Annotated in this window: 15 protein-coding genes and 2 riboswitches; of the genes, 5 read left to right on the forward strand and 10 right to left on the reverse strand. The window is 69.4% G+C overall.

What is annotated here, in order from left to right:
• Position 1: 1 nt before the first annotated feature.
• A complete protein-coding gene (gene efeB, locus HNO83_RS17180) occupies positions 2–1,339 on the forward strand; it encodes an iron uptake transporter deferrochelatase/peroxidase subunit (protein ID WP_175338752.1) in 1,338 nt (445 codons plus the stop codon).
• Here the strand turns inward: efeB and HNO83_RS17185 are convergent.
• From HNO83_RS17185 to HNO83_RS17200, 4 genes are all read right to left on the reverse strand, one after another.
• Positions 1,336–3,660, reverse strand: a complete 2,325-nt coding sequence (locus tag HNO83_RS17185; protein ID WP_175338753.1) for an MSCRAMM family protein — start codon at positions 3,658–3,660, stop codon at positions 1,336–1,338. The two genes, efeB and HNO83_RS17185, sit on opposite strands and share 4 nt — an antisense overlap.
• 114 nt (positions 3,661–3,774) lie before the next feature.
• On the reverse strand, positions 3,775–4,248 hold the full coding sequence (locus HNO83_RS17190) for a hypothetical protein (RefSeq protein WP_175338754.1): 474 nt from the start codon (positions 4,246–4,248) through the stop codon (positions 3,775–3,777).
• Positions 4,249–4,374: 126 nt separating this feature from the next.
• Positions 4,375–6,300: a translational GTPase TypA gene (typA, locus tag HNO83_RS17195; protein WP_175338755.1), complete on the reverse strand. Its 1,926-nt coding sequence runs from the start codon at positions 6,298–6,300 to the stop codon at positions 4,375–4,377.
• 106 nt (positions 6,301–6,406) lie between these two features.
• Positions 6,407–8,269, reverse strand: coding sequence for an ABC transporter ATP-binding protein (locus tag HNO83_RS17200; protein WP_175338756.1), 1,863 nt, complete (start codon positions 8,267–8,269; stop codon positions 6,407–6,409).
• A 50-nt stretch (positions 8,270–8,319) separates the two neighbouring features.
• On the opposite strand from HNO83_RS17200, the gene HNO83_RS17205 reads away from it, so the two are divergent.
• Entirely contained in the window at positions 8,320–8,946 is a 627-nt protein-coding gene (locus HNO83_RS17205; protein WP_175338757.1) for a PH domain-containing protein, read from the forward strand.
• A gap of 29 nt (positions 8,947–8,975) precedes the next feature.
• Here the strand turns inward: HNO83_RS17205 and HNO83_RS17210 are convergent, their stop codons facing one another.
• From HNO83_RS17210 to HNO83_RS17220, 3 genes are all read right to left on the reverse strand, one after another.
• Positions 8,976–9,986 (reverse strand): ABC transporter permease, encoded by a 1,011-nt coding sequence (locus HNO83_RS17210; RefSeq protein WP_249776815.1) that lies wholly within the window; start codon positions 9,984–9,986, stop codon positions 8,976–8,978.
• On the reverse strand, positions 9,986–11,518 hold the full coding sequence (locus tag HNO83_RS17215) for an ABC transporter permease (RefSeq protein WP_175338758.1): 1,533 nt from the start codon (positions 11,516–11,518) through the stop codon (positions 9,986–9,988). Before HNO83_RS17215 ends, HNO83_RS17210 begins: the two co-directional genes overlap by 1 nt.
• A gap of 191 nt (positions 11,519–11,709) precedes the next feature.
• Positions 11,710–13,500: an ABC transporter family substrate-binding protein gene (locus HNO83_RS17220; protein ID WP_175338759.1), complete on the reverse strand. Its 1,791-nt coding sequence runs from the start codon at positions 13,498–13,500 to the stop codon at positions 11,710–11,712.
• A 230-nt stretch (positions 13,501–13,730) separates the two neighbouring features.
• On the opposite strand from HNO83_RS17220, the gene HNO83_RS17225 reads away from it, so the two are divergent.
• Positions 13,731–14,525: a CPBP family intramembrane glutamic endopeptidase gene (locus tag HNO83_RS17225; protein WP_175338760.1), complete on the forward strand. Its 795-nt coding sequence runs from the start codon at positions 13,731–13,733 to the stop codon at positions 14,523–14,525.
• Between the two features lie 79 nt (positions 14,526–14,604).
• Here the strand turns inward: HNO83_RS17225 and gcvP are convergent, their stop codons facing one another.
• The 3 genes from gcvP to gcvT are packed head-to-tail and all read right to left on the reverse strand — an operon-like array spanning position 14,605 to position 19,119.
• Positions 14,605–17,520 (reverse strand): aminomethyl-transferring glycine dehydrogenase, encoded by a 2,916-nt coding sequence (gene gcvP / locus HNO83_RS17230; RefSeq protein WP_175338761.1) that lies wholly within the window; start codon positions 17,518–17,520, stop codon positions 14,605–14,607.
• A 16-nt stretch (positions 17,521–17,536) separates the two neighbouring features.
• Positions 17,537–17,911 carry a glycine cleavage system protein GcvH gene (gene gcvH, locus HNO83_RS17235; protein WP_175338762.1) on the reverse strand — a complete coding sequence of 125 codons (375 nt, stop codon included), beginning with the start codon at positions 17,909–17,911 and terminating at the stop codon, positions 17,537–17,539.
• Positions 17,912–17,913: 2 nt separating this feature from the next.
• Positions 17,914–19,119, reverse strand: a complete 1,206-nt coding sequence (gene gcvT / locus HNO83_RS17240) for a glycine cleavage system aminomethyltransferase GcvT (protein ID WP_175338763.1) — start codon at positions 19,117–19,119, stop codon at positions 17,914–17,916.
• Between the two features lie 65 nt (positions 19,120–19,184).
• Positions 19,185–19,288, reverse strand: a riboswitch (glycine riboswitch).
• A gap of 1 nt (position 19,289) precedes the next feature.
• A riboswitch (glycine riboswitch) is annotated at positions 19,290–19,383 on the reverse strand.
• Positions 19,384–19,671: 288 nt separating this feature from the next.
• On the opposite strand from gcvT, the gene HNO83_RS17245 reads away from it, so the two are divergent.
• Both HNO83_RS17245 and nadA read left to right on the forward strand, forming a co-directional pair.
• Positions 19,672–20,400 carry an NUDIX hydrolase gene (locus HNO83_RS17245; protein ID WP_175338764.1) on the forward strand — a complete coding sequence of 243 codons (729 nt, stop codon included), beginning with the start codon at positions 19,672–19,674 and terminating at the stop codon, positions 20,398–20,400.
• The gene (nadA, locus tag HNO83_RS17250) at positions 20,397–21,692 is read left to right on the forward strand and encodes a quinolinate synthase NadA (RefSeq protein ID WP_175338765.1); all 1,296 of its coding nucleotides are present in this window, start codon (positions 20,397–20,399) and stop codon (positions 21,690–21,692) included. Before HNO83_RS17245 ends, nadA begins: the two co-directional genes overlap by 4 nt.
• The last annotated feature ends 1 nt before the right edge of the window (position 21,693 follow it).

The raw sequence follows: 21,693 nt of genomic DNA on the forward strand, positions 1-21,693 counted from the left end.
CGTGACGCAGCACCAGCCCGACGCCGAGCGCCCGGAGGCCGACGAGGCCGCCGGGCGCTCCGGCGCGCCGGCCGAGCGCGGCCGCGGTCTCTCCCGCCGCGGCGTCCTCGGCCTCGCCGGGGCGACGGTCGGCGCGGGACTCGTCGGCTTCGGCGCGGGCATGGCGGTGGATCGCGCGGTCGCCGGCGGCTCGACAGCGTCGGCCACCTACCCCTTCTACGGCGCCCACCAGGCCGGCATCACGACCCCCGCGCAGGACCGCCTCCACTTCGCCGCGTTCGACACCGCGCCCGGACTCGACCGCGACGGCCTGATCGAGCTGCTGAACGACTGGACGGTCGCCGCCGCCCGGATGACGCAGGGCCGACCGGCCGGGAAGTACGGCCCGGCGTCCGGCCCGAGCGATGCTCCCCCGGACGACACCGGCGAGGCGCTCGACCTGCCGCCGGGCGGCCTGACGCTGACGTTCGGGTTCGGGCCGACGCTGTTCCGCGCGGCGGACGGGACGGACCGGTTCGGCATCGCCTCCCGCCGCCCGGAGGCGCTGGTCGACCTCCCGCGGTTCGCCGGCGACGCTCTGCTCCCGGCGATCAGCGGCGGCGACCTGTGCGTGCAGGCGTGCAGCGACGACCCGCAGGTCGCCGTGCACGCCATCCGCAACCTCTCCCGCATCGCCTTCGGGCGCGCCTCGATCCGCTGGTCGCAGCTCGGCTTCGGGCGCACCTCCTCCACCTCCCGCAGCCAGACCACGCCGCGCAACCTGTTCGGCTTCAAAGACGGCACGGCCAACATCAAGTCGGAGGACCAGTCGGTCGTCGAGGACCAGGTGTGGGCGTCCGCCGGAGACGGCGCGGGGTGGATGGCCGGCGGCTCGTACCTCGTCGCCCGCAAGATCCGCATGGTCATCGAGACCTGGGATCGCCAGCAGCTCGGCGAGCAGGAGCGGATCATCGGGCGCGACAAGGGAGAGGGTGCGCCGCTCTCCGGAGGGACCGAGTTCAGCGAGCCGAACTTCCTCGCGGTCGCGAAGGACGGCGGCACGAAGATCGACCCGGATTCGCACGTGCGCCTGGCGCATCCCAGTGTGAACGGCGGCGCCCAGCTGCTCCGCCGCGGCTACAACTTCGTCGACGGCAACGACGAGCTGGGGCGCCTGAACGCGGGCCTCTTCTTCATCGCGTTCCAGCGCGACCCGCGCACGCAGTTCATCCCGATCCAGCGGCGTCTCGCGACGAACGACCTGATGAACGAGTACGTCCGGCACGTCGGCTCCGGCGTGTTCGCCGTGCCGCCCGGCGCCGCCGAGGGCTCGTACGTCGGGGCGGGCCTGTTCGCCTAGGACGCGCGTCGCCTCGATCGCAGCAACCCGCCGAGCGGGCGTATCCCCGCAAGCACGGCCGTCAGCGCGAGCAGCCCGCCGCCGATCAGCGACAACGCGTCCGCGCCCAAACCGCCCGTCAACGGCAGCACCGGAACCGGAACCTGCTTGTTCACGATCGGATTCAACTTCGCCACGCCATTCGCCGTCACGGTGACGGAGATCGGGTCAGTGGAGAGGAGGAAGCCCGACGGCGCCCGGGTCTCCACGAGCTCGTACGCCCCGGGCCGCAGCCCGGTGAGTCGGAACCCGCCGCTCAAGGGCTCTTCATCCCTCCCTGCGCAGGGGGTCGCTGCGCAGTCCTGGATCTCTATCGGTGTCCCGCCGCCCCCCTTCGGCGTGAGCCTCCAGGCAGAACCCGACAGCAGGTTGCGCCCCGGCGTCGCGTCCACCTTCTGCCACGTGATGTCGCCTGCGCGGATGGGAACCGTCACCGTGCACCGGGAATCGGAGGACCCCGCGAAGCAGTTGCTGCCGGACGGCGCCGAGACGACCGTGTTCACCATCGACCGGTCTCCCCGCGCGGGATCCCGGACGGTGACCGTGTAGGTGATCGTCGCCGTCCCGCCGATCGGAAGGGCGCCCGACCACGAGAGAACGTTTCGTGAGACGGTGGCGCCTCCGCTCGCGTCGTTGTTGTACGTCGCGTCCTTGAGCACGTCGGACAGGTCATCGTTGAACGTGGCCGGGGAGGCGCTGGTGTAGGCGACCTTGCCGGTGTTCGTCACCTTCACGGTATAGCGGACCGTGTCTCCCGGAAGCGCATGATCGGAGGATGCCGACTTCTCGACGATGTACGACTGCACGGGCGTCGACGTCGTCGCCGTGCATTGCTTGGAGCACGGGCTTCCCCCGGTGACCGTGTTGACCAGGGTGCCGTCGCCCGCGCCCAGCGGGTTCACCGTGACCGAGTAGGTGATGGTCGCACTGCCGCCGACGGCGAGCGCTCCCTTCCAGGAGAGGACGGAGCCCGTCACCACCGCGCCGTTGGTCGCATCCCCGTTGTACTTGGCGTCATCGAGGACGCGCGACAGGTCATCGGTGAACGACGCCACATCAGTGCCGATCCCGCTGAAGGCGGTGCCGCCGGTGTTCTTCACCACGACCGTATAGGTGACCTTCTGATTCGGTTGGACCGCGGCGGGCGGCGGTGGATTCACCGTCTTTCTCACCTCGAACGATTTCGACCTGTTCGTCACCGTGCAGAGGTAGTCGTGGGGCGTCTCCGGCAGCGTCACCTGCCAGCGCGGGTAGCCTCCACTCGTTGCTACCGGCGTCGCGGGCGCTGTCCGGTTCGTGCAGGTGAGCGTCCCGTTGTATTGGCCGCTCGTCGCCTGCGAACCCTGCGCAAGGGTGTCGGTGATCGTGTACACGCCGGGAGCCACCACCGCGGTCGCGGTCGCACTGGTGCCCGTGCCGGCGGTGGTCGCGCTGGCGACCGTACCGGAACTGTCCGCCGCCGCGACGGTGAACTGGTCGGAGGCGAACAGCCGGGCGCCGCTCACCGACTTGGTGACGGTGAGCGAGGAGCACAGCCTGGTCGACGTCACCTGCGCGAGAAAGCCCTCGGCCGACGGGGCGCTCCCCACTTGGACGACGATGGTGTTCCTCCCGCTGGAGAAGCCGTTGAGCACGGTGCTCAGCTGACCGCCGTCGGTGAATCCCGACCCGGTGTAGGGGGCGACCCTGTTCGAGGTCTTGAGGACCCCGTTGACCCACACTCCCCGGACCGTGTTATCGGCGTAGTAGTCCATCGCCAACCGGAACGTGCTCCGGTCGACCTTCGCATCGAGCTGGAAGGTGAAGCTGTAGTAGAAGTCCGCCCACTCGCTGTTCTGATTGCGCGCTCCCGATGTCGGGGAGACGTAGTAGGCCGAGATCCACTGCGCTTTTCCGAACGGACTGGACAGCCACGCGTTGTGGACCTTTCCCACGTACGCGTCGCCGAAGTTCACGAAGCCCGCCAGGCTGGTGGGATTCAAGGGCCCCGGAGGTACGGCCCCGTACCCCCGATTGACTCCCATGTCGCCGCCGAGGGCCTGCCACCGTTCGTCGACGGACCGATCGGCCGCGATGCCTCGGCGGCTCTCGGAGTATCCGGTGTTGAAGATGTTCGGGTCCGTGTCGCACGAGACCGTGGGGATGGCTGCGGCATTCGAGAAGTGGTTCGGAAGTGTTCCGATCGCGAGCAACGCCCCGAGCGCGACGCAGACCACCAGCGTCAGTGCCTTCCCGCCGCGGCGCCGCCTCGGTGTCTGCGCGCCGGCGCGATGCGACTTCATCCCCACTCCTCCGCGGGGATCCTCCACCCCTCGCTCTATAAGACGGGGACGGGAGAGGGCGATGACGCTCTTGTCGTCGCCGAAGAACGCTATGCAGTCAATGCAGACATGTGCTCAGGACCCGGCGCTCGGGGTCGGGGTGGGCACCGCACCCTTCGACACGGAGTAGTTGGCGACCCAGCCGTTGTCGCCGGCGTCCGTCACCACGACGAGCACCCCGTACGTGCCGTTCGAGAACGTGCCGGTGCCGCCGCCGTTCGGCCCCTGCGCACCGAAGTCGCCGCTGAAGCCGGCGTCGGTGAGCTGCTTCTGGATGCCGGTGTACGCGTCGCTGCCGGACACCTTCACCGTGACGTTCCACACCTTGCTCTCGCCCGAGCCGAGCGCGGCGCCGAACACCACGTCTCCGCTCGCGAGCGGCACCTCGCTGGGGAAGTCGCTGGGCACCGAGGTGCCGCCGATGTCGACGTTGCCGCCGGAGACGTCCTTCACCACGCTCTGGAAGCTGCAGCCGGCCAGGGCGGGCGCGGTGCCCAGCAACAGGGCGGCGGCGAGCGGGACGGCCAGGAGCCGGGTTCGGCGGTTCATGCTCCCATTCTCGCCGACGGACGCGCGCCAGGGAACGCAGCATCCCGCGCAGCAGCATCCGTGGGACGCAGAACGCCGCCCTGGGTGACCCAGAGCGGCGTCTCGCGACGCACGGGGTGGGCGGGGTCAGACGGCGGCGGCGTCCTGGCGCTTGAGGCGCGCAGCGGCGCGGCCGCGCGCGGTGGCGTCGAGCTCCACCTTGCGGATGCGCACAGCCTCCGGGGTGACCTCGACGCATTCGTCGTCGCGGGCGAACTCCAGGGACTCCTCCAGCGTGAGCTGGCGCGAGGGGGTCATCGACTCGAACGTGTCGGCCGTGGAGGAGCGCATGTTGGTGAGCTTCTTCTCCTTGGTGATGTTCACGTCCATGTCGTCGGCGCGCGAGTTCTCGCCGATCACCATGCCCTCGTAGACCTCCTCGGTGGGGTTCACGAAGAAGGTCATGCGCTCCTGCAGCGCGATGATCGCGAACGGCGTCACGACGCCGGCGCGGTCGGCCACGATGGAGCCGTTGCTGCGGGTGATGATCTGGCCGGCCCACTCGTCGTAGCCGTGCGAGATCGCGTTCGCGATGCCGGTGCCGCGGGTCGTGGTGAGGAACTCGGTGCGGAAGCCGATCAGACCGCGCGACGGCACGATGAACTCCATGCGGACCCAGCCGGTGCCGTGGTTCGCCATGTTCTCCATGCGGCCCTTGCGGGCGGCGAGCAGCTGCGTGATCGCGCCCAGGTACTCCTCCGGAGCGTCGATGGTCAGGTGCTCGTAGGGCTCGTGGGTCTTGCCGTCGATCTTCTTGGTGACCACCTGCGGCTTGCCGACGGTGAGCTCATAGCCCTCGCGGCGCATCTGCTCGACCAGGATGGCCAGCGCCAGCTCGCCGCGGCCCTGCACCTCCCACGCGTCGGGGCGGCCGATGTCCAGGACGCGCAGCGACACGTTGCCGATGAGCTCGCGGTCGAGGCGGTCCTTCACCATGCGCGCGGTCAGCTTGTGGCCCTTGACCTTGCCGACCAGCGGCGAGGTGTTGGTGCCGATCGTCATCGAGATCGCGGGCTCGTCGACGTGGATGGCCGGGAGCGGACGCACGTCCTCCGGGTCGGCCAGGGTGTCGCCGATCATGATGTCGGCGAACCCGGCGACGGCGACGATGTCGCCGGGGCCGGCGGACTCGGCCGGGTAGCGGTCGAGCGCCTTCGTCATCAGCAGCTCGGTCACGCGGACGCTGTGCACGTCGCCGTCGTGGCGCACCCAGGCGACGGTCTGGCCCTTCTTCAGGGTGCCGTTGAAGATGCGGAGCAGCGCGAGGCGGCCGAGGAACGGCGACGCGTCGAGGTTGGTGACGTGCGCCTGCAGCGGCGCCTCGGGGTCGTAGCTGGGTGCCGGGATGTGCTCCAGGATCGCCTGGAACAGCGGCTCGAGGTCGTCGTTGTCCGGCAGCTCGCCGTTCGCGGGCCGGTTGCGGCTGGCGGCTCCGGCGCGGCCGGACGCGTACACGACGGGCACGTCGAGGATGGCGTCGAGGTCGAGGTCCGGGACGTCGTCGGAGAGATCGCTCGCGAGACCGAGGAGCAGGTCCTGGCTCTCGCCGACGACCTCCTCGATGCGGGCGTCGCCGCGGTCGGTCTTGTTGACCGCGAGGATGACGGGCAGCTTGGCCTCGAGCGCCTTGCGCAGCACGAAGCGGGTCTGGGGCAGCGGGCCCTCGGACGCATCCACCAGCAGCACGACGCCGTCGACCATGGAGAGACCGCGCTCGACCTCGCCGCCGAAGTCGGCGTGGCCCGGGGTGTCGATCACGTTGATGGTGATCGGCCCGTCGGTGGCGTACTTGCCGTTGTACGAGATCGCCGTGTTCTTGGCGAGGATCGTGATGCCCTTCTCACGCTCCAGCTCGTTGGAGTCCATCGCGCGCTCCTCGACGTGCGCGTGCGCGTCGAAGGAGTTCGTCTGCTTGAGCATGGCGTCGACCAGCGTGGTCTTGCCGTGGTCGACGTGGGCGACGATCGCGACATTGCGCAGATCGTCGCGGCGGGCGACGGCGTTCTCGGACATGCGTACAGACTCGACTCTCGTCAGAAGGAAGAAGGGGAACGGTCCATTCTATCGTGGATCCGCTCCCCTTCCGCCGTGTCCGCTGTGAGCGAGCGCCTGACGGTGCCTAGAGCCCCTGCGCGACCGGGGGCTCCGGCTGCTGCACCTCGGGCGTGACGGCCGGAACGGCGCCGGTCTCGTCGGCGCCGGCGGCGAGCAGTTCGAGCCGCAGGGCGCGGCGCGCACGCTGCTGCTCCGGGTCGGGCAGCGGCACCGCGGCGAGCAGGCGCTGTGTGTACGCCTCCTTCGGGTAGCGCAGGATCTCGTCGCGCGTCCCGACCTCGACCAGGCGGCCGTGGTGCATCACCGCGATGCGGTCGGCGAGCACGTCGATGACCGCGAGGTCGTGCGTGATGAAGAGGCAGGCGAAGTTCATCTCGCGCTGCAGCTGCTGCATCAGCTCCAGGACGCGCGCCTGCACCGACACGTCGAGCGCGCTGGTCGGCTCGTCGGCGATGAGCACCTGGGGCTTCAGCGACAGGGCGCGGGCGATGCCGACGCGCTGCTTCTGGCCGCCGGAGAGCTCGTGCGGGAACCGGCTGCGGTACGCCCGCGGCAGCTCGACGCTGTCGAGCAGGCGGTCGACCTCCTTGGAGAGCTCCGCTCCCTTCAGTCCCTTCGCCAGCCGCAGCGGCTCGCCGATCGAGTCCGAGATCTGGAGGCGCGGGTTGAGCGACGACGACGGGTCCTGGAACACGATGCCGACGTTGCGGTGCAGCTTGCGGATCTCGTCGCGCCCGGCGTTGCTGATGTCCTGGCCGGCGACGACGAGCTTGCCGGAGTGGATGGGCAGCAGGCCGATCGCGGCCCGGCCGAGCGTCGTCTTGCCGGAGCCCGACTCGCCCACCAGGCCCACGACCTCGCCTTCGTGGATCTTCAGGTCGATGTCCGTCGCAGCACGGAACGCCGGGACGCGGCCGTGCTTCGGGTACTCGATCGCCACCTTCTCGAACTCGACGACGACCGGACGCTTGTCCATCTCGGCCTTCTCGTGCTCCGCCTGCGCGGCGCGCTCGTTGGCGCGGATGCGCTCAGCGAACGCGGCGTCGGGATTCTCAGAGCCCGCGGCGAGCGCCGCAGTGGTGTCGATCTCCTCGTCCTCGCGCTGACCCAGGTGCGGGACGGCGTCGAGCAGGGCGATGGTGTAGGGGTGCTGCGGGTTCGCGAACACGTCCTTGACGGTTCCGGACTCGACGATGTCGCCCTTGCGCATCACCACGATGTTGTCGGCCAGGTCGGCGACGACGCCCATGTCGTGGGTGATCAGCAGGATGGCGCTGTCGAGCCGGTCGCGGAGGCTGCGCAGCAGCTCCAGGATCTCGGCCTGCACCGTCACGTCGAGCGCCGTGGTGGGCTCGTCGGCGATGAGCAGCTTCGGGTCGCACGAGATCGACTGGGCGATCATGGCGCGCTGGCGCTGGCCGCCGGAGAGCTGGTGCGGGTAGGAGTTGAACGCCTTCTGCGGGTCGGGCAGCTCCACCATCGCGAGCAGTTCGAGCGCACGCTCCTTCGCCTCGTGCGGCGACATCCCGAAGTGGATGCGCAGCGTCTCGACGATCTGGAAGCCGACCGTGTAGACGGGGTTCAGCGCCGTCATCGGCTCCTGGAAGATCACGGCCACCTGGCGTCCGCGCACGCGGCGCATCTGCGGCTGGGTCAGCCCGGTGAGCTCACGCCCGTCGAGCTTGATCGAGCCCTGGACGCGGGAGTTCTTCGGCAGAAGGTCGAGGATCGCCATCGAGCTGGCACTCTTGCCCGAACCGGACTCGCCCACGATGGCGAGCACCTCGCCCGGACGGATCTGGTAGTTCAGGTTCTTCGCCGCGGGCACCCACGTGTTGTCCACACCGAAGTCGACGGAGAGGCCGGTCACCTCGAGGACGGGGCCGCCGGTCACGGTCGCCGTTCCTGTCGCGTTGGTCTCGGTCATGTTCAGAGGTTCCTTTCGGGGGCGTTCAGCGGGGATGAGAGCATGGGTCCATGCCCTACGTCTCCCCCGCCGGACGCGAGGTTTTCGTGTCCCGGTTCAACCGGGTCCTTGCCGTGCTGATCTGGGCGGCCGCCGCCGCGCTGACCGTCGGCCTGCTGCTGAGCGTCCACGACGCCCGGCTGCTGTACATCGTGCCGGTCGTGCTGTTCGCCTTCGTCGCCTGGGCGATGCTCTGGCGACCCGAACTCGCGGTGGGCGACGACGGACTGCTCGTCGTCAATGTGACGCAGACCGTGCGCATCCCGTGGGAGGCGCTCATCGCGGTCGACACCAAGTACGCGCTGACGCTGTACACGCCGGGCCGCAAGTTCCCGGTCTGGGCGGCGCCCGCCCCCGGGACGACCCGCACGCTCCGCGCCACCCGCAACGAGACGCGCGGTCGCGTCGGCCGGCCGAGCGTCGAGGACAGCCTGCGCCGTCCGGGCGACCTGCTCTCCACCGAGTCGGGCGCTGCCGCCGAGGTGGTGCGCCGCCGCTGGGCGGCGCTGCAGGAGTCCGGCACGATCGAGGCCGGCCGCGCCGACGAGACGCCGGTCGCCGTGCGCTGGCACGTCGCGTCGCTCGCGGTGCTGGTGCTGCTCCTCGGCGGCACCGTCGCCGCGCTGCTCGTGGCCTGAGGCCGGGAGCAGCGCGGCGGGTGCGCTGATCACAGCACGTCCTCCGCGAGGGCCGCTCCGGTCTTCGGCGTGCGGCCGTCGCCTTCGCCCTCCTCCGGCTCCTGCTCGCGCATCTTGCGCAGGTTGAACCGGCGGTGACGCGGGTCGAACGCGTCGCGCAGGCCGTCGCCGACGAAGTTGACGAGCAGCGCGAGCGTCACGATGAACGCACCGGGCCACCAGAACAGCCACGGCCGCGTCTGGAACGCCGACTGGTTCGAGCTGATCAGGAGACCGAGCGAGACGTCCGGCGGCTGGATGCCGTAACCGAGGTACGAGAGCGCGGTCTCCAGCAGGATGGCCGAGGCCATGATGAGCGTGGAGGCGACGATCACGACGCCGATCGCGTTCGGCAGGATGTGCTTGAAGATGATGCGGGTGTCCGACGCACCGGCGACGCGCGCCGCCTCCACGAACTCCCGCTCGCGCAGCGACAGGAACTCGCCGCGCACCAGTCGGGCGATGCCCATCCACGAGAAGAACCCGAGCATCAGGGCCAGGAAGAACGCGCCGAGGCCGCCGAAGATGTGACCGACGACCGAGCCGATGACCAGCGCCGGGATGACGATGAAGACGTCGGTGATGCGCATCAGGATCGCGTCGACCACGCCGCGGAAGTAGCCCGCGACCGCGCCGACCACCACGCCGACGACGCTGGCGATGAGGCCGAGCACCACCATGACGAGGATCGAGTTCTGGATGCCGCGCATCGTCAGCGCGAAGTAGTCCTTGCCGATGCGGTCCTGGCCGAACGGGTGCAGCCAGGTGGGCGCGCCCTGCTGGTACTGCGGGTTCAGCTCCTTGTAGTTGAAGCGCCACCATCCGGGGATCGGGCCGAGCCCGATCGCCGAGATCGAGAAGATCAGGATGAGGATGAACAGGATCGCGCTGGCCACGGCCAGCCGGTTCGAGAGGAACCGCTTCCAGACCAGCTTTCCCTGGCTGACGGGCGGCGAGCTCGGTGCTTCGAGCTCATCGGCGATGCGAGTGTCGTCGGCCATCAGCGGACCCTCACTCTCGGGTCGAGCGCGGCGTAGGAGAGGTCCGCGAGGAAGTTGAACAGGATCGCCATGACCGCGATCACCAGGAAGTAGCCCATGACGGGGTTCAGGTCACCGCGGTCGAGACCGCTGGCGAACAGGAAGCCCATGCCGGGGATCGCGAAGACGCGCTCCGTGATGATCGCTCCACCGAGCAGCGCGCCGACGTCGAACGCGACGAGCGTGGTGATCGGGATGAGCATGTTGCGGAAGGCGTGCCGCACGATCACGGTGCGCTCCGGCAGGCCCTTCGCCCGCGCGGTGCGGATGAAGTCCTGGTTGAGCACCTCGAGCATGCCGGCCCGCGAGTAGCGGGTGTACGACGCGAACGAGATCAGGAGCAGCGCGATGGTCGGCAGCACCAGGTGGGTGAACGTGTCGAGACCGGTGACCCACATGTCGCCCTCGAGGCCCGGTGTCGAGGAGCCGACGGTCGCGATCGGGCGGCCGTTGGTGTCCTGGAAGTACTGCGGCCAGGCCTGCATGAAGCGGTCGACGACGATCAGGAATCCCGAGACGATCGTGACGATGACCGCGATGCGCATGTTCTGGCCGCGGTCGTAGCCGCCGACGAACCAGCCGATGGCGAGGCTCACGATGATCGCGACGACCGCGAGGATCACGATGGTGCCGACGGTCGAGACGTTGAACAGCGGCTGCAGCGCGAAGTAGCAGACCAGGCTGACCGCGCCCGCGATGGCCGCGGAGAGGAGAGCCCGACGGTTCTGCAGACCGGCGATCAGCGCGGTCGCGCCGATCACGGTCGCCGCGATCAGGATGATCATGACCACCGGGCCGAGACCGGGCGTCAGGAACCAGTTCGTCACCGACATCAGCAGCAGCACACCCGCGGTCGCGACCGTCGCGATCCCGAACGTGATCAGCCGCCGTCGCCGGTCGCCGCCGATCAGCGACTGCCAGATGAGGCCGGCGACCACGCCGATGATGACGGCCGCCCACCACGGGATGGTGGGGTGAGCGAGGAAGTTGTTGAACCCGATCGCGACGAACTCCTTGAGGAGCACGGCGACGAGGAACGCCGGAAGGGAGTACAGGAAGAAGCTGAGGAACGTGACGACGTTGTCGAGTCCGCTGTACTGCCGGAGGGCGGTGACGATGCCGATGGTGACACCGAGGAGGATCGCGAGGATCAGGGCGAGGGTGACCAGCTGCACGGTCGAGCCGAGGGCCTGCGGGAGGATGTCGACGACCTTCGCGTTCGAGACGGTCGACCCCAGGTCGCAGGCGTTGGCGAACGGGATGAGGCACTTCGCCGCACCCCCGAGCCAGAGCAGCCAGCGCAGCGGCGGCGGGACATCCAGCTGGAGGAGCTGGACGCGCGCATTGATGAGCTGCGTCTTGTTGGGGGAATTGCTGCTTCGCAGGTCCTGGAGCGGGTCGGCGCTGTAGGCCACCAGCATGTACATCAGGAACGAAGCGGCGATGATGATGAGCACTGAGACCAGGAGTCGTCTCAGGATGAAACTCGCCATAGGTTCAAAACCTTCACTGACAGGACGCGCCGGAACGGGGTGCGGCGGAAGGGGGGTTGCCGCCAGGCGCGTATCTCACGGGGCGGACGGATCACGTCCACCGACTTCATGATACGGGGCGCCGGCCGAGAACCGACGCCCCCGCACGAGAGTGCCCGGGGTTCACCCGGGCACTCTCGTTTATGGAGCTCTTACTTCTTGGAGGACTTGACCGACCACTCCCAGAAGTTCCAGAACGGACCGGTCTGGTTGCCCATGTACTTCACGCCGTCGACGCGAGCATTGACACCGAAGACACCGGGCAGCTGGAAGAGGGGCAGACCGTAGCCGTCCTTGAAGGTGGCCGTGTCGATCTGCAGCTCGAGCTTGGTCAGCTCGTCCTTGTCCAGCGTCGTCTGGGTCTGAACCGCGACGTCGTTCATGTTGTTGTAGCGGTTGTAGTTGCCGCCGCCACCGGTGGTGAACAGCTGCGGGATCTGCGACGTTCCGGCACCCGGGCTGATCCAGCCGAAGAGCGACGCGTCGTAGTCACCACCCGGGAGGAGCTTGCTCCAGTCGGGCGAACCGGCGTTGACGATCTTGAAGCCGGCCTTGGCCGCCGAGGCGGAGATGGCCTGGAACTCGTCGACACGGTTCGGGTTGTTGGTGTTGTACAGGATGCGCACGGTCGGGGTGGCACCGTTGAGCAGCTTCTTGGCGCCGTCGATGTCGACCTTGCCGTAGGCGTCGGAGCCGTTGCTCTTGATCGCGTTCGCGTACTCGTCCTGGTTCGGCAGCCAGATCTGCGAGTCGAGCACCTTGGCCTTGGGGTTCACCGGCGTGACGATGGAGTCCAGGATCTGCTGGCGCGGGATCGTCTTGAGGAACGCCTCGCGCACCTTCGGGTCGGAGAAGACCTGCGAACCGAAGTTCAGGTCGAGGTGGTCGTACGACGCCTGGTCGCCCGTCAGCACCTTGGCGCTCGTGTTCTTCAGAGCGGTCAGGGTGTCGGCCGAGGCCTGCGGGTTGATGATGTCGACCTCACCGTTCTGGAGAGCGGTGACCTGGGCGTTCGCGTCCGGGATGATGCGGAAGACGATCTTGTCGACGTTGCCCTTGTTGTCGCCCCAGTAGTACTTGTTCTTCACCATGGTGATCGACTGGCCGGGGGTCCAGGACGAGACCACGAACGGGCCGGACGCGACGAGGAGGTCCTTGTCGGTCGGGAACGCCGTGATGTCGTAGCCCGTGTTGACGAAGTCGGCCGCCTTCTTGAGGGTCGGGTCGGCCGGCGCCGGGTTCTTCGGGTCGCCCTTGGGCAGGCTCTTCAGCAGCTTGGTCAGGTCGGCGGCCGACGAGAGGCCCGCCTTCTTGGCCACGATGTGAGCCGGCTGCGCGAGCGGGTTGAAGAGCTCCCAGTCCACGAAGGGCTTGGCGTACTTCAGCGTGATGGTGCGGTTGTCGTTGCTGACCGTGGGGTACGACGTCTGGTCGATGCCCGCGGTGCCCGCGGCCGGGGTGAAGTACTGCGTGCCCGAGGTGACGTCGCCCGAGTTCGGGTCGAGGGTCGCCGAGTCGTAGTAGCCGGACTGCATCGCCCAGCCGAGGACCATGTCGTCGGCCGTGACGGGCTCACCGTCGGACCACTTGGCGTTGGAGGGGAGGGTGTACTTGACCGTGAGCGGGTTGTCCGACGTCTTCTCGAAGGTCCCGAAGCTCTTGTCGTGGACGATCTTGTAGTTGTTGTCGATGTACTGGAACCCCGAGCCGTACGAGCCGTCGAGGTAACCGACCTGGCCGTTGGTGTCCAGGTTGCCCTGCGGGGTCTGCGAGTTCAGCGAGGTCAGGTCGTTGACGACCGCGACCGTGACGGTGCCGCCCTTGGCAGCCGACGACGTGCTGGTGCTCCCGGACGTGGTGCAGGCAGACAGGGCGAGCGCGGCGACGCCGGCGACGGCGACCGCACCGACAGCGAACCTGCCCCTTCTTCCGTTGATGTGCAATGTTCCTCCTGTGCGAAGTGTGCGACGGCACAGGCATGCGAGAAGCCTGGTCCGCGCGGGATAAGAATGACCCTAGGTATCGCCGCCAGCGATTGCAAAACAGGGAAAGAAAACGTTACAGACTGGTAACTCAGTCGGCGGATTCCTGCGCGAAGCGCACAAAAACGATGGATTCGTTCGCATCATGCAACGATCTGACGGTTCCATGTCCGGCCTGGCAGGATGCCCCTATGCCGAACTCGTCGACCTACGCCGCGGAGACCCCCGTCGAGCGGGCGCAGCGCCCGCGCCTGTGGTGGGAGATCGCGATCGTGCTCGGGCTCTCCCTCGGTCAGTCCGCCGTGTACTCGATCGTCACCATCGTCGACCGCTCCACGCAGAGTACGCCGCTCGCGGACCAGAAGACGCAGGTGAACCCCGTCCAGTCGAGCCGCGAGGTGTTCGACTTCCTCTACCAGGTGCTCGGCAACCTGTTCCCGCTGTTCGCCGTCGCGCTCGTGATCTACCTGCTGTGGCAGCCGCAGCGGAGCGGGTTCCGGAGGATCGGGCTCGACCTGACACGACCCGCGCGCGACCTGGGCGGCGGGATGCTGCTCTTCCTCGCCATCGGGGTGCCCGGCATCCTGTTCTACGCGGTCACGCGGCTGCTCGGGATCACGGTGACGGTGGAGGCGTCGACGCTGAACGCGCACTGGTGGACCGTTCCCGTGCTCGTCCTGGCAGCGCTGCGGGCGGCGCTGCAGGAGGAGGTGATCGTCGTCGGCTACCTGTTCACCCGGCTGCGCCAGTTGAACTGGGGGACGTGGACGATCATCCTGGCCGCCGCCGTGCTCCGCGGCAGCTACCACCTCTACCAGGGCTTCGGCCCGTTCCTCGGAAACGCCGTCATGGGCGTCGTCTTCGGCTGGTGCTACACCCGCTGGGGTCGCGTCGCCCCGTTGGTGGTCGCCCACACCGTCATCGACATCGTCTCCTTCGTCGGCTACCCCCTCGCCGTCGCCTGGTTCCCGTCGATCTTCGCCTGATCCCCTGGCCAACAGCTCCTGAGTTCTTCGAGCGACACGCCGCGCGGAAGTCGAAGAACTCAGGAGCCGACGGATGGGGTCAGGCGAAAGCCTCGGGCGGCGGGCAGGCGCAGAAGAGGTTGCGGTCGCCGTAGGCCTGGTCGATGCGGCGCACCGGGGGCCAGTACTTGTTGCGGACGAGCGACGGAGTGGGGTACACGGCCTGCTCGCGGGAGTAGGGGTGGTCCCACGTGGACGAGACGACCGACTCGGCTGTGTGCGGCGCGTTGCGCAGCGGGTTGTCGTCGGAGGGCCAGTCCCCCGCCGCCACGGCGTCGGCCTCTTCGCGGATCGCGATCATCGCAGCGACGAAGCGGTCGAGCTCGGCCAGGTCTTCGCTCTCGGTCGGCTCCACCATGAGCGTGCCCGCGACCGGGAACGACATCGTCGGGGCGTGGAAGCCGTAGTCGATGAGCCGTTTCGCGACGTCGTCGACCGTGACACCGGTGCGCTCGGTGAGCGGACGCAGGTCGAGGATGCACTCGTGCGCGACCAGGCCGTCCTCGCCCGCGTAGAGCACCGGGAAGTGCTCGCGCAGCCGCGCGGCGACGTAGTTGGCCGCGAGCACGGCGGCACCGGTCGCATCCTTCAGACCCTCCGCGCCCATCATCCGGACGTACGCCCAGCTGATCGGGAGGATGCTCGGGCTGCCGTACGGCGCGGCCGACACCGGCGCTCCGCCGTGCTCGACGCGGCCGCCGCCCGCGAGCGGGTGGGTCGCGTCCTGCGCGAGCGGGTGCCCGGGCAGGAAGGGCGCGAGGTGCGCCTTCGCCGCCACCGGGCCCACACCGGGACCGCCACCGCCGTGCGGGATGCAGAAGGTCTTGTGCAGGTTCAGGTGGCTGACGTCGCCGCCGAAGTCGCCGAACCGGGCGTAGCCGAGCAGGGCGTTCAGGTTGGCGCCGTCGACGTACACCTGACCGCCGGCGTCGTGCACGGCCTGCGTGATCGTGACGACCTCGTGCTCGTAGACGCCGTGCGTCGACGGGTAGGTGATCATCAGGGCCGCGAGGGTGTCCGCGTGCTCGGCGATCTTGGCGCGCAGGTCGTCCAGATCGACGTTGCCCAGCTCGTCCGTCGCCACCACCACGACGCTCATGCCGGCGAGCACCGCGGACGCGGCGTTCGTGCCGTGGGCGGACTGCGGGATGAGGCACACCGTGCGCTGCAGGTCGCCGCGCGAGCGGTGGTAGCCGCGGATCGCGAGCAGTCCGGCGAGCTCGCCCTGGCTTCCCGCGTTGGGCTGCAGGGAGACGGTGTCGTACCCGGTGACCTCCGCGAGCCAGCCCTCGAGCTGGTCGATCAGCTCGAGCGAGCCCGCCACGTCTGCCGCGGGTGCGAACGGATGCAGCGCCGCGAACTCCGGCCAGGTCACGGCCTCCATCTCGGTCGCCGCGTTGAGCTTCATCGTGCAGGAGCCGAGCGGGATCATGCCCCGGTCGAGCGCGTAGTCGCGGTCCTGCAGCAGGCGCAGGTACCGCATCATCGAGGTCTCCGAGTGGTGCGTGTTGAACACCGGATGCGTCAGGTACTCCGACTCCCGGGCGAGCGCGGGGTCGAACGAGGTCTCCCCCGCGAGCTCCACGGCCGGCTCGCCGTCGGCGGTCCCGCCGAGCACCTCGATGAGGTCGACGAGCGGGAACGTGCCGTCGCGCAGGTCGGCGGCCGACTCCTCGTCCAGGCTGAGCGAGACGAGGCCCGCGTCGGTGGCGTGAAGCAGCAGTCCGCGGTCGTGGGCGCGCGAGACGACGGTGGCGGCGTCGTCCACCTCCACCTGGAGCGTGTCGAAGAACGACCGGGAGACGACCTCGACGCCGGATGCGCGCAGCACCTCGGCGACGCCCGCCGCCGACAGGTGGACCTGGCGGCCGATGGCGCGCAGCCCGGCGGGACCGTGGTACACCGCGTACATCGCCGCCATGACAGCCAGCAGGACCTGGGCGGTGCAGATGTTCGACGTGGCCTTCTCGCGCCGGATGTGCTGCTCGCGCGTCTGCAGCGTCAGCCGGTACGCGGGCTTGCCGACCGCGTCCTGCGAGACGCCGACCAGGCGGCCCGGGAGCTGGCGCTCCAGGCCCTTCCGCACCGCCATGTAGCCGGCGTGCGGACCGCCGAAGCCCATCGGCACGCCGAAGCGCTGGCTGGTGCCGACCGCGACGTCGGCGCCGAACTCGCCCGGCGCCCGCAGCTGGGTGAGCGCGAGCAGGTCGGCGGCGACGACGATGACCGCGCCGGCCTGCTTCGCCGTCGCGACGACCGCGCTCGGGTCCCAGACCCGGCCGGAGGCGCCCGGGTACTGCACGAACAGGCCGAAGGCGTCGCTCAGCTCCGGAGCGTCCGCCGCCAGGCTCGCGAGGTCGAGCACGACCAGCTCGATGCCGACCGCCTCCGCCCGGTTGCGGAGCAGGGCGATGGTCTGCGGGAAGGTGTCCGCATCCACCACGAACCGCGACGACTTCGCCTTCGACGCACGGCGGGCGAGCAGCATCCCCTCGACCACGGCCGTGCCCTCGTCGAGCATCGACGCGTTGGCGGTGTCGAGCCCGGTGAGGTCGGAGACCATCGTCTGGAAGTTGATCAACGCCTCCAGCCGCCCCTGGGAGATCTCCGGCTGGTACGGCGTGTACGCCGTGTACCAGCCCGGGTTCTCGAGCACGTTGCGCTTGATCACCGCGGGGGTGATGGTGCCGTAGTAGCCGAGGCCGATCAGGCTGCGGTTCACGGTGTTGCGCGCGGCGATGGCGCGCAGCTCGCGCAGGGCGGCGCGCTCCCCCAGCGGTGCCGGCAGCACCGAGGTGCGGTCGCGGTCGACGCGGATGGAGTCGGGCACGGCGGCGGAGACGAGGTCCTCGACGGAGGACCAGTCCCGGGAGGCGGCGGCACCGATCGCGGACAGCATGGTGCTCTGCGCGTCGCCGTCGGTGCCGATGTGACGCGGAGGGAAGAGGTCGGTCATGTGCGGGTTCGGAACCTTACTCGCCGGTCAGGGCGGCGTACTCGTCGTAGCTGAGGAGGTTGTCGGGCAGCTCGGCGAAGCGGACCTTCACCAGCCAGCCGTCGCCGAAGGGGTCGGAGTTGACGAGCTCCGGAGCATCCACCACAGCGGAGTTGGCCTCCGTCACCGTGCCGTCGACCGGCGCGAACAGCTCGCCCACGGACTTGGTCGACTCGATCTCGCCGACGACGCGGCCCGCGGCGACGTCGCTGCCCTCCTCCGGCAGCTCGACGAACACGACGTCGCCGAGCTTCTCAGCCGCGTAGGCTGTGATGCCCACGGTTGCGACATCGCCCTCCACGAGGAGCCACTCGTGCTCTGCGGTGTACTTCAGGTCTCGTTCTGCGGCCATGGCTAGCGCTTCTTTCTGCTGTAGAAGGGGAGGGCGGTGACGGTGAACGGGAGGCGGGTGCCCCGGACGTCCACGTGGAGCACGGTGTTGACGCGGGCGAAAGGCGGCGCGACGTAGGCCATCGCGATCGGAACGCCGAGCGTCGGCGAGAGGGCGCCGGAGGTGACGACGCCGACCTCGGCGTCGTCGCCGGTGACGTCGTCGTGCGCGAAGACCGGGTAGCCGGCGCGGGCGGCGCGCTTGCCCTCGCCGATCAGGCCGACGAGCACGCGGGCCTCGGGATGCGGCCCCTCCTCGCTCGCGGCGCGCCCGATGAAGTCGGTGTCCTTCGCGAGGTTGACGACCCGGCCCAGTCCGGCCTGCGCCGGCTTGGTGTCGCGGCCGAGCTCGTGGCCGTAGAGCGGCATCCCGGCCTCCAGGCGCAGGGTGTCGCGGCTGGCGAGGCCGGCGGGCACGAGGCCGAGGCCCTGCTCGGTGCCCGCCTCGGTGAGGGCCTCCCAGAGCGCCTTGGCGTTGTCCGGGGCGATGTACAGCTCGAAGCCGTCCTCGCCGGTGTAGCCGGTGCGGGCGATGAGCACGGGATGGGTCTGGAAGAGCGCGGGCAGCGACCAGTAGTACTTGAGTGCCGACAGCCGCTCGCCGAAGTCCTCGCCGTCGAGCGCGCCCTCGTCGGCGGCGAGACCGTCGGTGGCGAGCAGGATCGACAGGGCGGCGGGGCCCTGGACGGCGATGAGCGCGATGTCGTCGGACTCGTCGAACACCTCGACGTCGAACGGTGCGGTGCGGTCGCGCAGCTCCTCGGCCACGACCTCGCGGTTGGAGGCGTTCGCCACCACCATGTAGCGGTCGTCCCCGGTGCGGTAGACGACCAGGTCGTCCACGATGCCGCCCGACCGGGAGAGCAGGAGGCTGTACTTCGCCTGGTCGACGGCGAGCGCCGACAGGTTGCCGGCGAGGGCGTAGTCGAGAGCGGCGCCGGCCTCCGGGCCGATGAGGACGATCTCGGCCATGTGGGAGAGGTCGAACAGACCTGCCGCGGTGCGCACGGCGTGGTGCTCGGCGAGGTCGGACGAGTAGCGGACCGGCATCTGCCAGCCGGCGAAGTCGGTGAACGACGCACCGGCGGCGGTGTGGACGTCGTGCAGCGGCGAGTGACGCTCCTGCGGTGTGCCTTCGGTGCTGGGGGTGTCGCTGTGGGGCGAGGACATGAGTTCTCCGTTTCGCCGGCCGAGCGGCCGGGGGCGGCGGAAGCGTCGCCGCTTCCGGGAAGAACTCCCCCTCTGTCATCCGGCCTGAGAGTTTCACCGCGCCTCGGACGAGGTCGTGGCTTTCACCGTCGGCGAGGGCGGCGGGATGCCGTCCTGCTTTTCAGAGTGGCCCGTTCGATGCGGTACGCGTACCTGAGAGATTGTCGGGGAGGATTGCTCCTTCGGTGCCGCGCCCGTTTCGCGCGACTCTCCCGCATCGACCATGTCGGCCCGATATTCGCTTGTCGGGCCAGCATATCCGCTCCGCCCGACTCCCGCGCGCCCCGCCTCCCGACGCCTGCCGTTCGTCACGAGCGGCGCCCCTTCGTGACGAGCGGTGCCCGTTCGTGACGAGCGGTGCCCGTTCGTGACGAGCGGTGCCCGTTCGTGACGAACCGCGCCTATTCGTGACGAATCGACGAAGCGGGACGAGGAGGTTGGTGTTTTGGTCGAGGTGACACTAAGATGGTCAGCACGTTAGAGTCACGGTGACCTTTAGGGGGTTGGAGGAGCATGACGGCACGGCACGAACGCGCGAGTGCGATCCTCGCCGTGTCCACGGTCATCTTCGCGCTGCGCACCGACGAGGAGACCGCGGGCGTCCCGCAGGTGTGGCTGCCGCTGGTGCGCCGCATCCGCGAGCCCTTCGAGGGACGCTGGGCGCTGCCCGGCGGACCGCTGCGCGTCGGCGAGGACCTCCCGTACGCGGCCGCCCGCACGCTCAACGACACCACCGGCCTCACCCCCAGCTACCTCGAGCAGCTGTACGCGTTCGGCGACGCCGACCGCTCCCCCGGCGCCGACCGCGTCGTCTCCGTCGTCTACTGGGCGCTGGTGCGCAGCGAGGAGGCGGAGCGCGCGAGCGTCGGCGAGAACGTCGCGTGGTTCCCCGCCGACGACCTGCCCGAGCTCGCCTTCGACCACAACGTCATCGTCGAGTACGCGCTCTGGCGGCTGCGCACGAAGATGGAGTACTCCCGCATCGCCCACGCCTTCCTCGGCGAGCGCTTCACCCTGGCGCAGCTGCGCGCCGTGCACGAGGCCGTGCTCGGCAAGGCGCTCGACCCGGCCAACTTCCGCCGCACCATCGAGGCCTCCGGCACCGTCGTCGCGACGGACGAGTACCTCACCGGGACGCCGCACCGGCCGCCGCGGCTGTACCGCTACAACGACTCGATCGACCTCGCCGACGCGGGGCCGCTCCCCCGCCAGCAGCATCCGTTCGAAGGAAGAAGCGCATGACCATCGCATCTGTCGACACCACCATCCGGCTCATCGCGTCGGGGCAGCTGGAGGGCGAGACCTGCACGCCCGACCTCGTGGAGGCGCCCTGGGAGTTCGACGCGCTCGCGCCCTCCTACGGCCCCGGCGCCTCGCTCGGCGACCCGATCCCGGCGAACGCGCCGCGCCAGGGCGAGCTGCCCGAGGAGTACCGCACCGCCTCCGCGCAGGAGCTGGGCGACCGCATCCGCGCGGCCAAGGCGCAGCTCGGCGACCGCGTCGCCGTGATGGGCCACTTCTACCAGCGCGACGAGGTCGTGCAGTACGCGGACTTCGTGGGCGACTCGTTCCAGCTCGCCAACGCCGCCAAGGCACGGCCGGAGGCGGAGGCGATCGTGTTCTGCGGCGTCCACTTCATGGCGGAGACCGCGGACATCGTGTCCCGCCCGGAGCAGCGGGTCATCCTCCCGAACCTCGCCGCGGGCTGCTCGATGGCCGACATGGCCGACCTCGACTCCGTGCAGGAGTGCTGGGAGCAGCTGGAGGAGCTGTACGGCACCGAGCCGGACGCCGACGGCCGCGTGCCCGTCATCCCGGTGACGTACATGAACTCGTCTGCCGCGCTCAAGGCGTTCTGCGGCGAGCACGGCGGGATCGTCTGCACCTCCTCCAACGCCGCGACCGTGCTGGAGTGGGCGTTCGAGCGCGGGCAGCGCGTCCTCTTCTTCCCCGACCAGCACCTCGGCCGCAACACCGCCAAGGCGATGGGCGTGCCGCTCGAGCGGATGCCGCTGTGGAACCCGCGCAAGGCGTGGGGCGGGACGGATGCCGCAACCCTGCAGGACGCGCAGGTCATCCTCTGGCATGGCTTCTGCTCGGTGCATAAGCGCTTCACGGTCGGGCAGATCGAGCACGCGCGGGCCGAGTTCCCGGGCGTTCGCGTCATCGTTCACCCCGAGTGCCCGATGGACGTGGTGGATGCGGCCGACGAGTACGGCTCGACCGACTACATCGTGAAGGCGATCCAGGCGGCGCCCGCCGGCTCGACGTTCGCGATCGGCACCGAGATCAACCTGGTGCAGCGGCTCGCCGCCCAATTCCCGCAGCACACCATCTTCTGCCTCGATGCGGTCGTGTGCCCCTGCTCGACGATGTACCGCATCCACCCCGGCTACCTGGCCTGGGTGCTGGAGGGGCTGGTGCGCGGCGAGGTGCTCAACCAGGTGACCGTCCCGGCCGACGTGGCCGAGCCCGCCCGGGTGGCGCTCGAGCGGATGCTCGCCGCGCGGCCCGACACGACGATGGCGGCCTGAC

Source organism: Leifsonia sp. C5G2 (assembly GCF_013359685.1).
Lineage (GTDB): Bacteria > Actinomycetota > Actinomycetes > Actinomycetales > Microbacteriaceae > Leifsonia.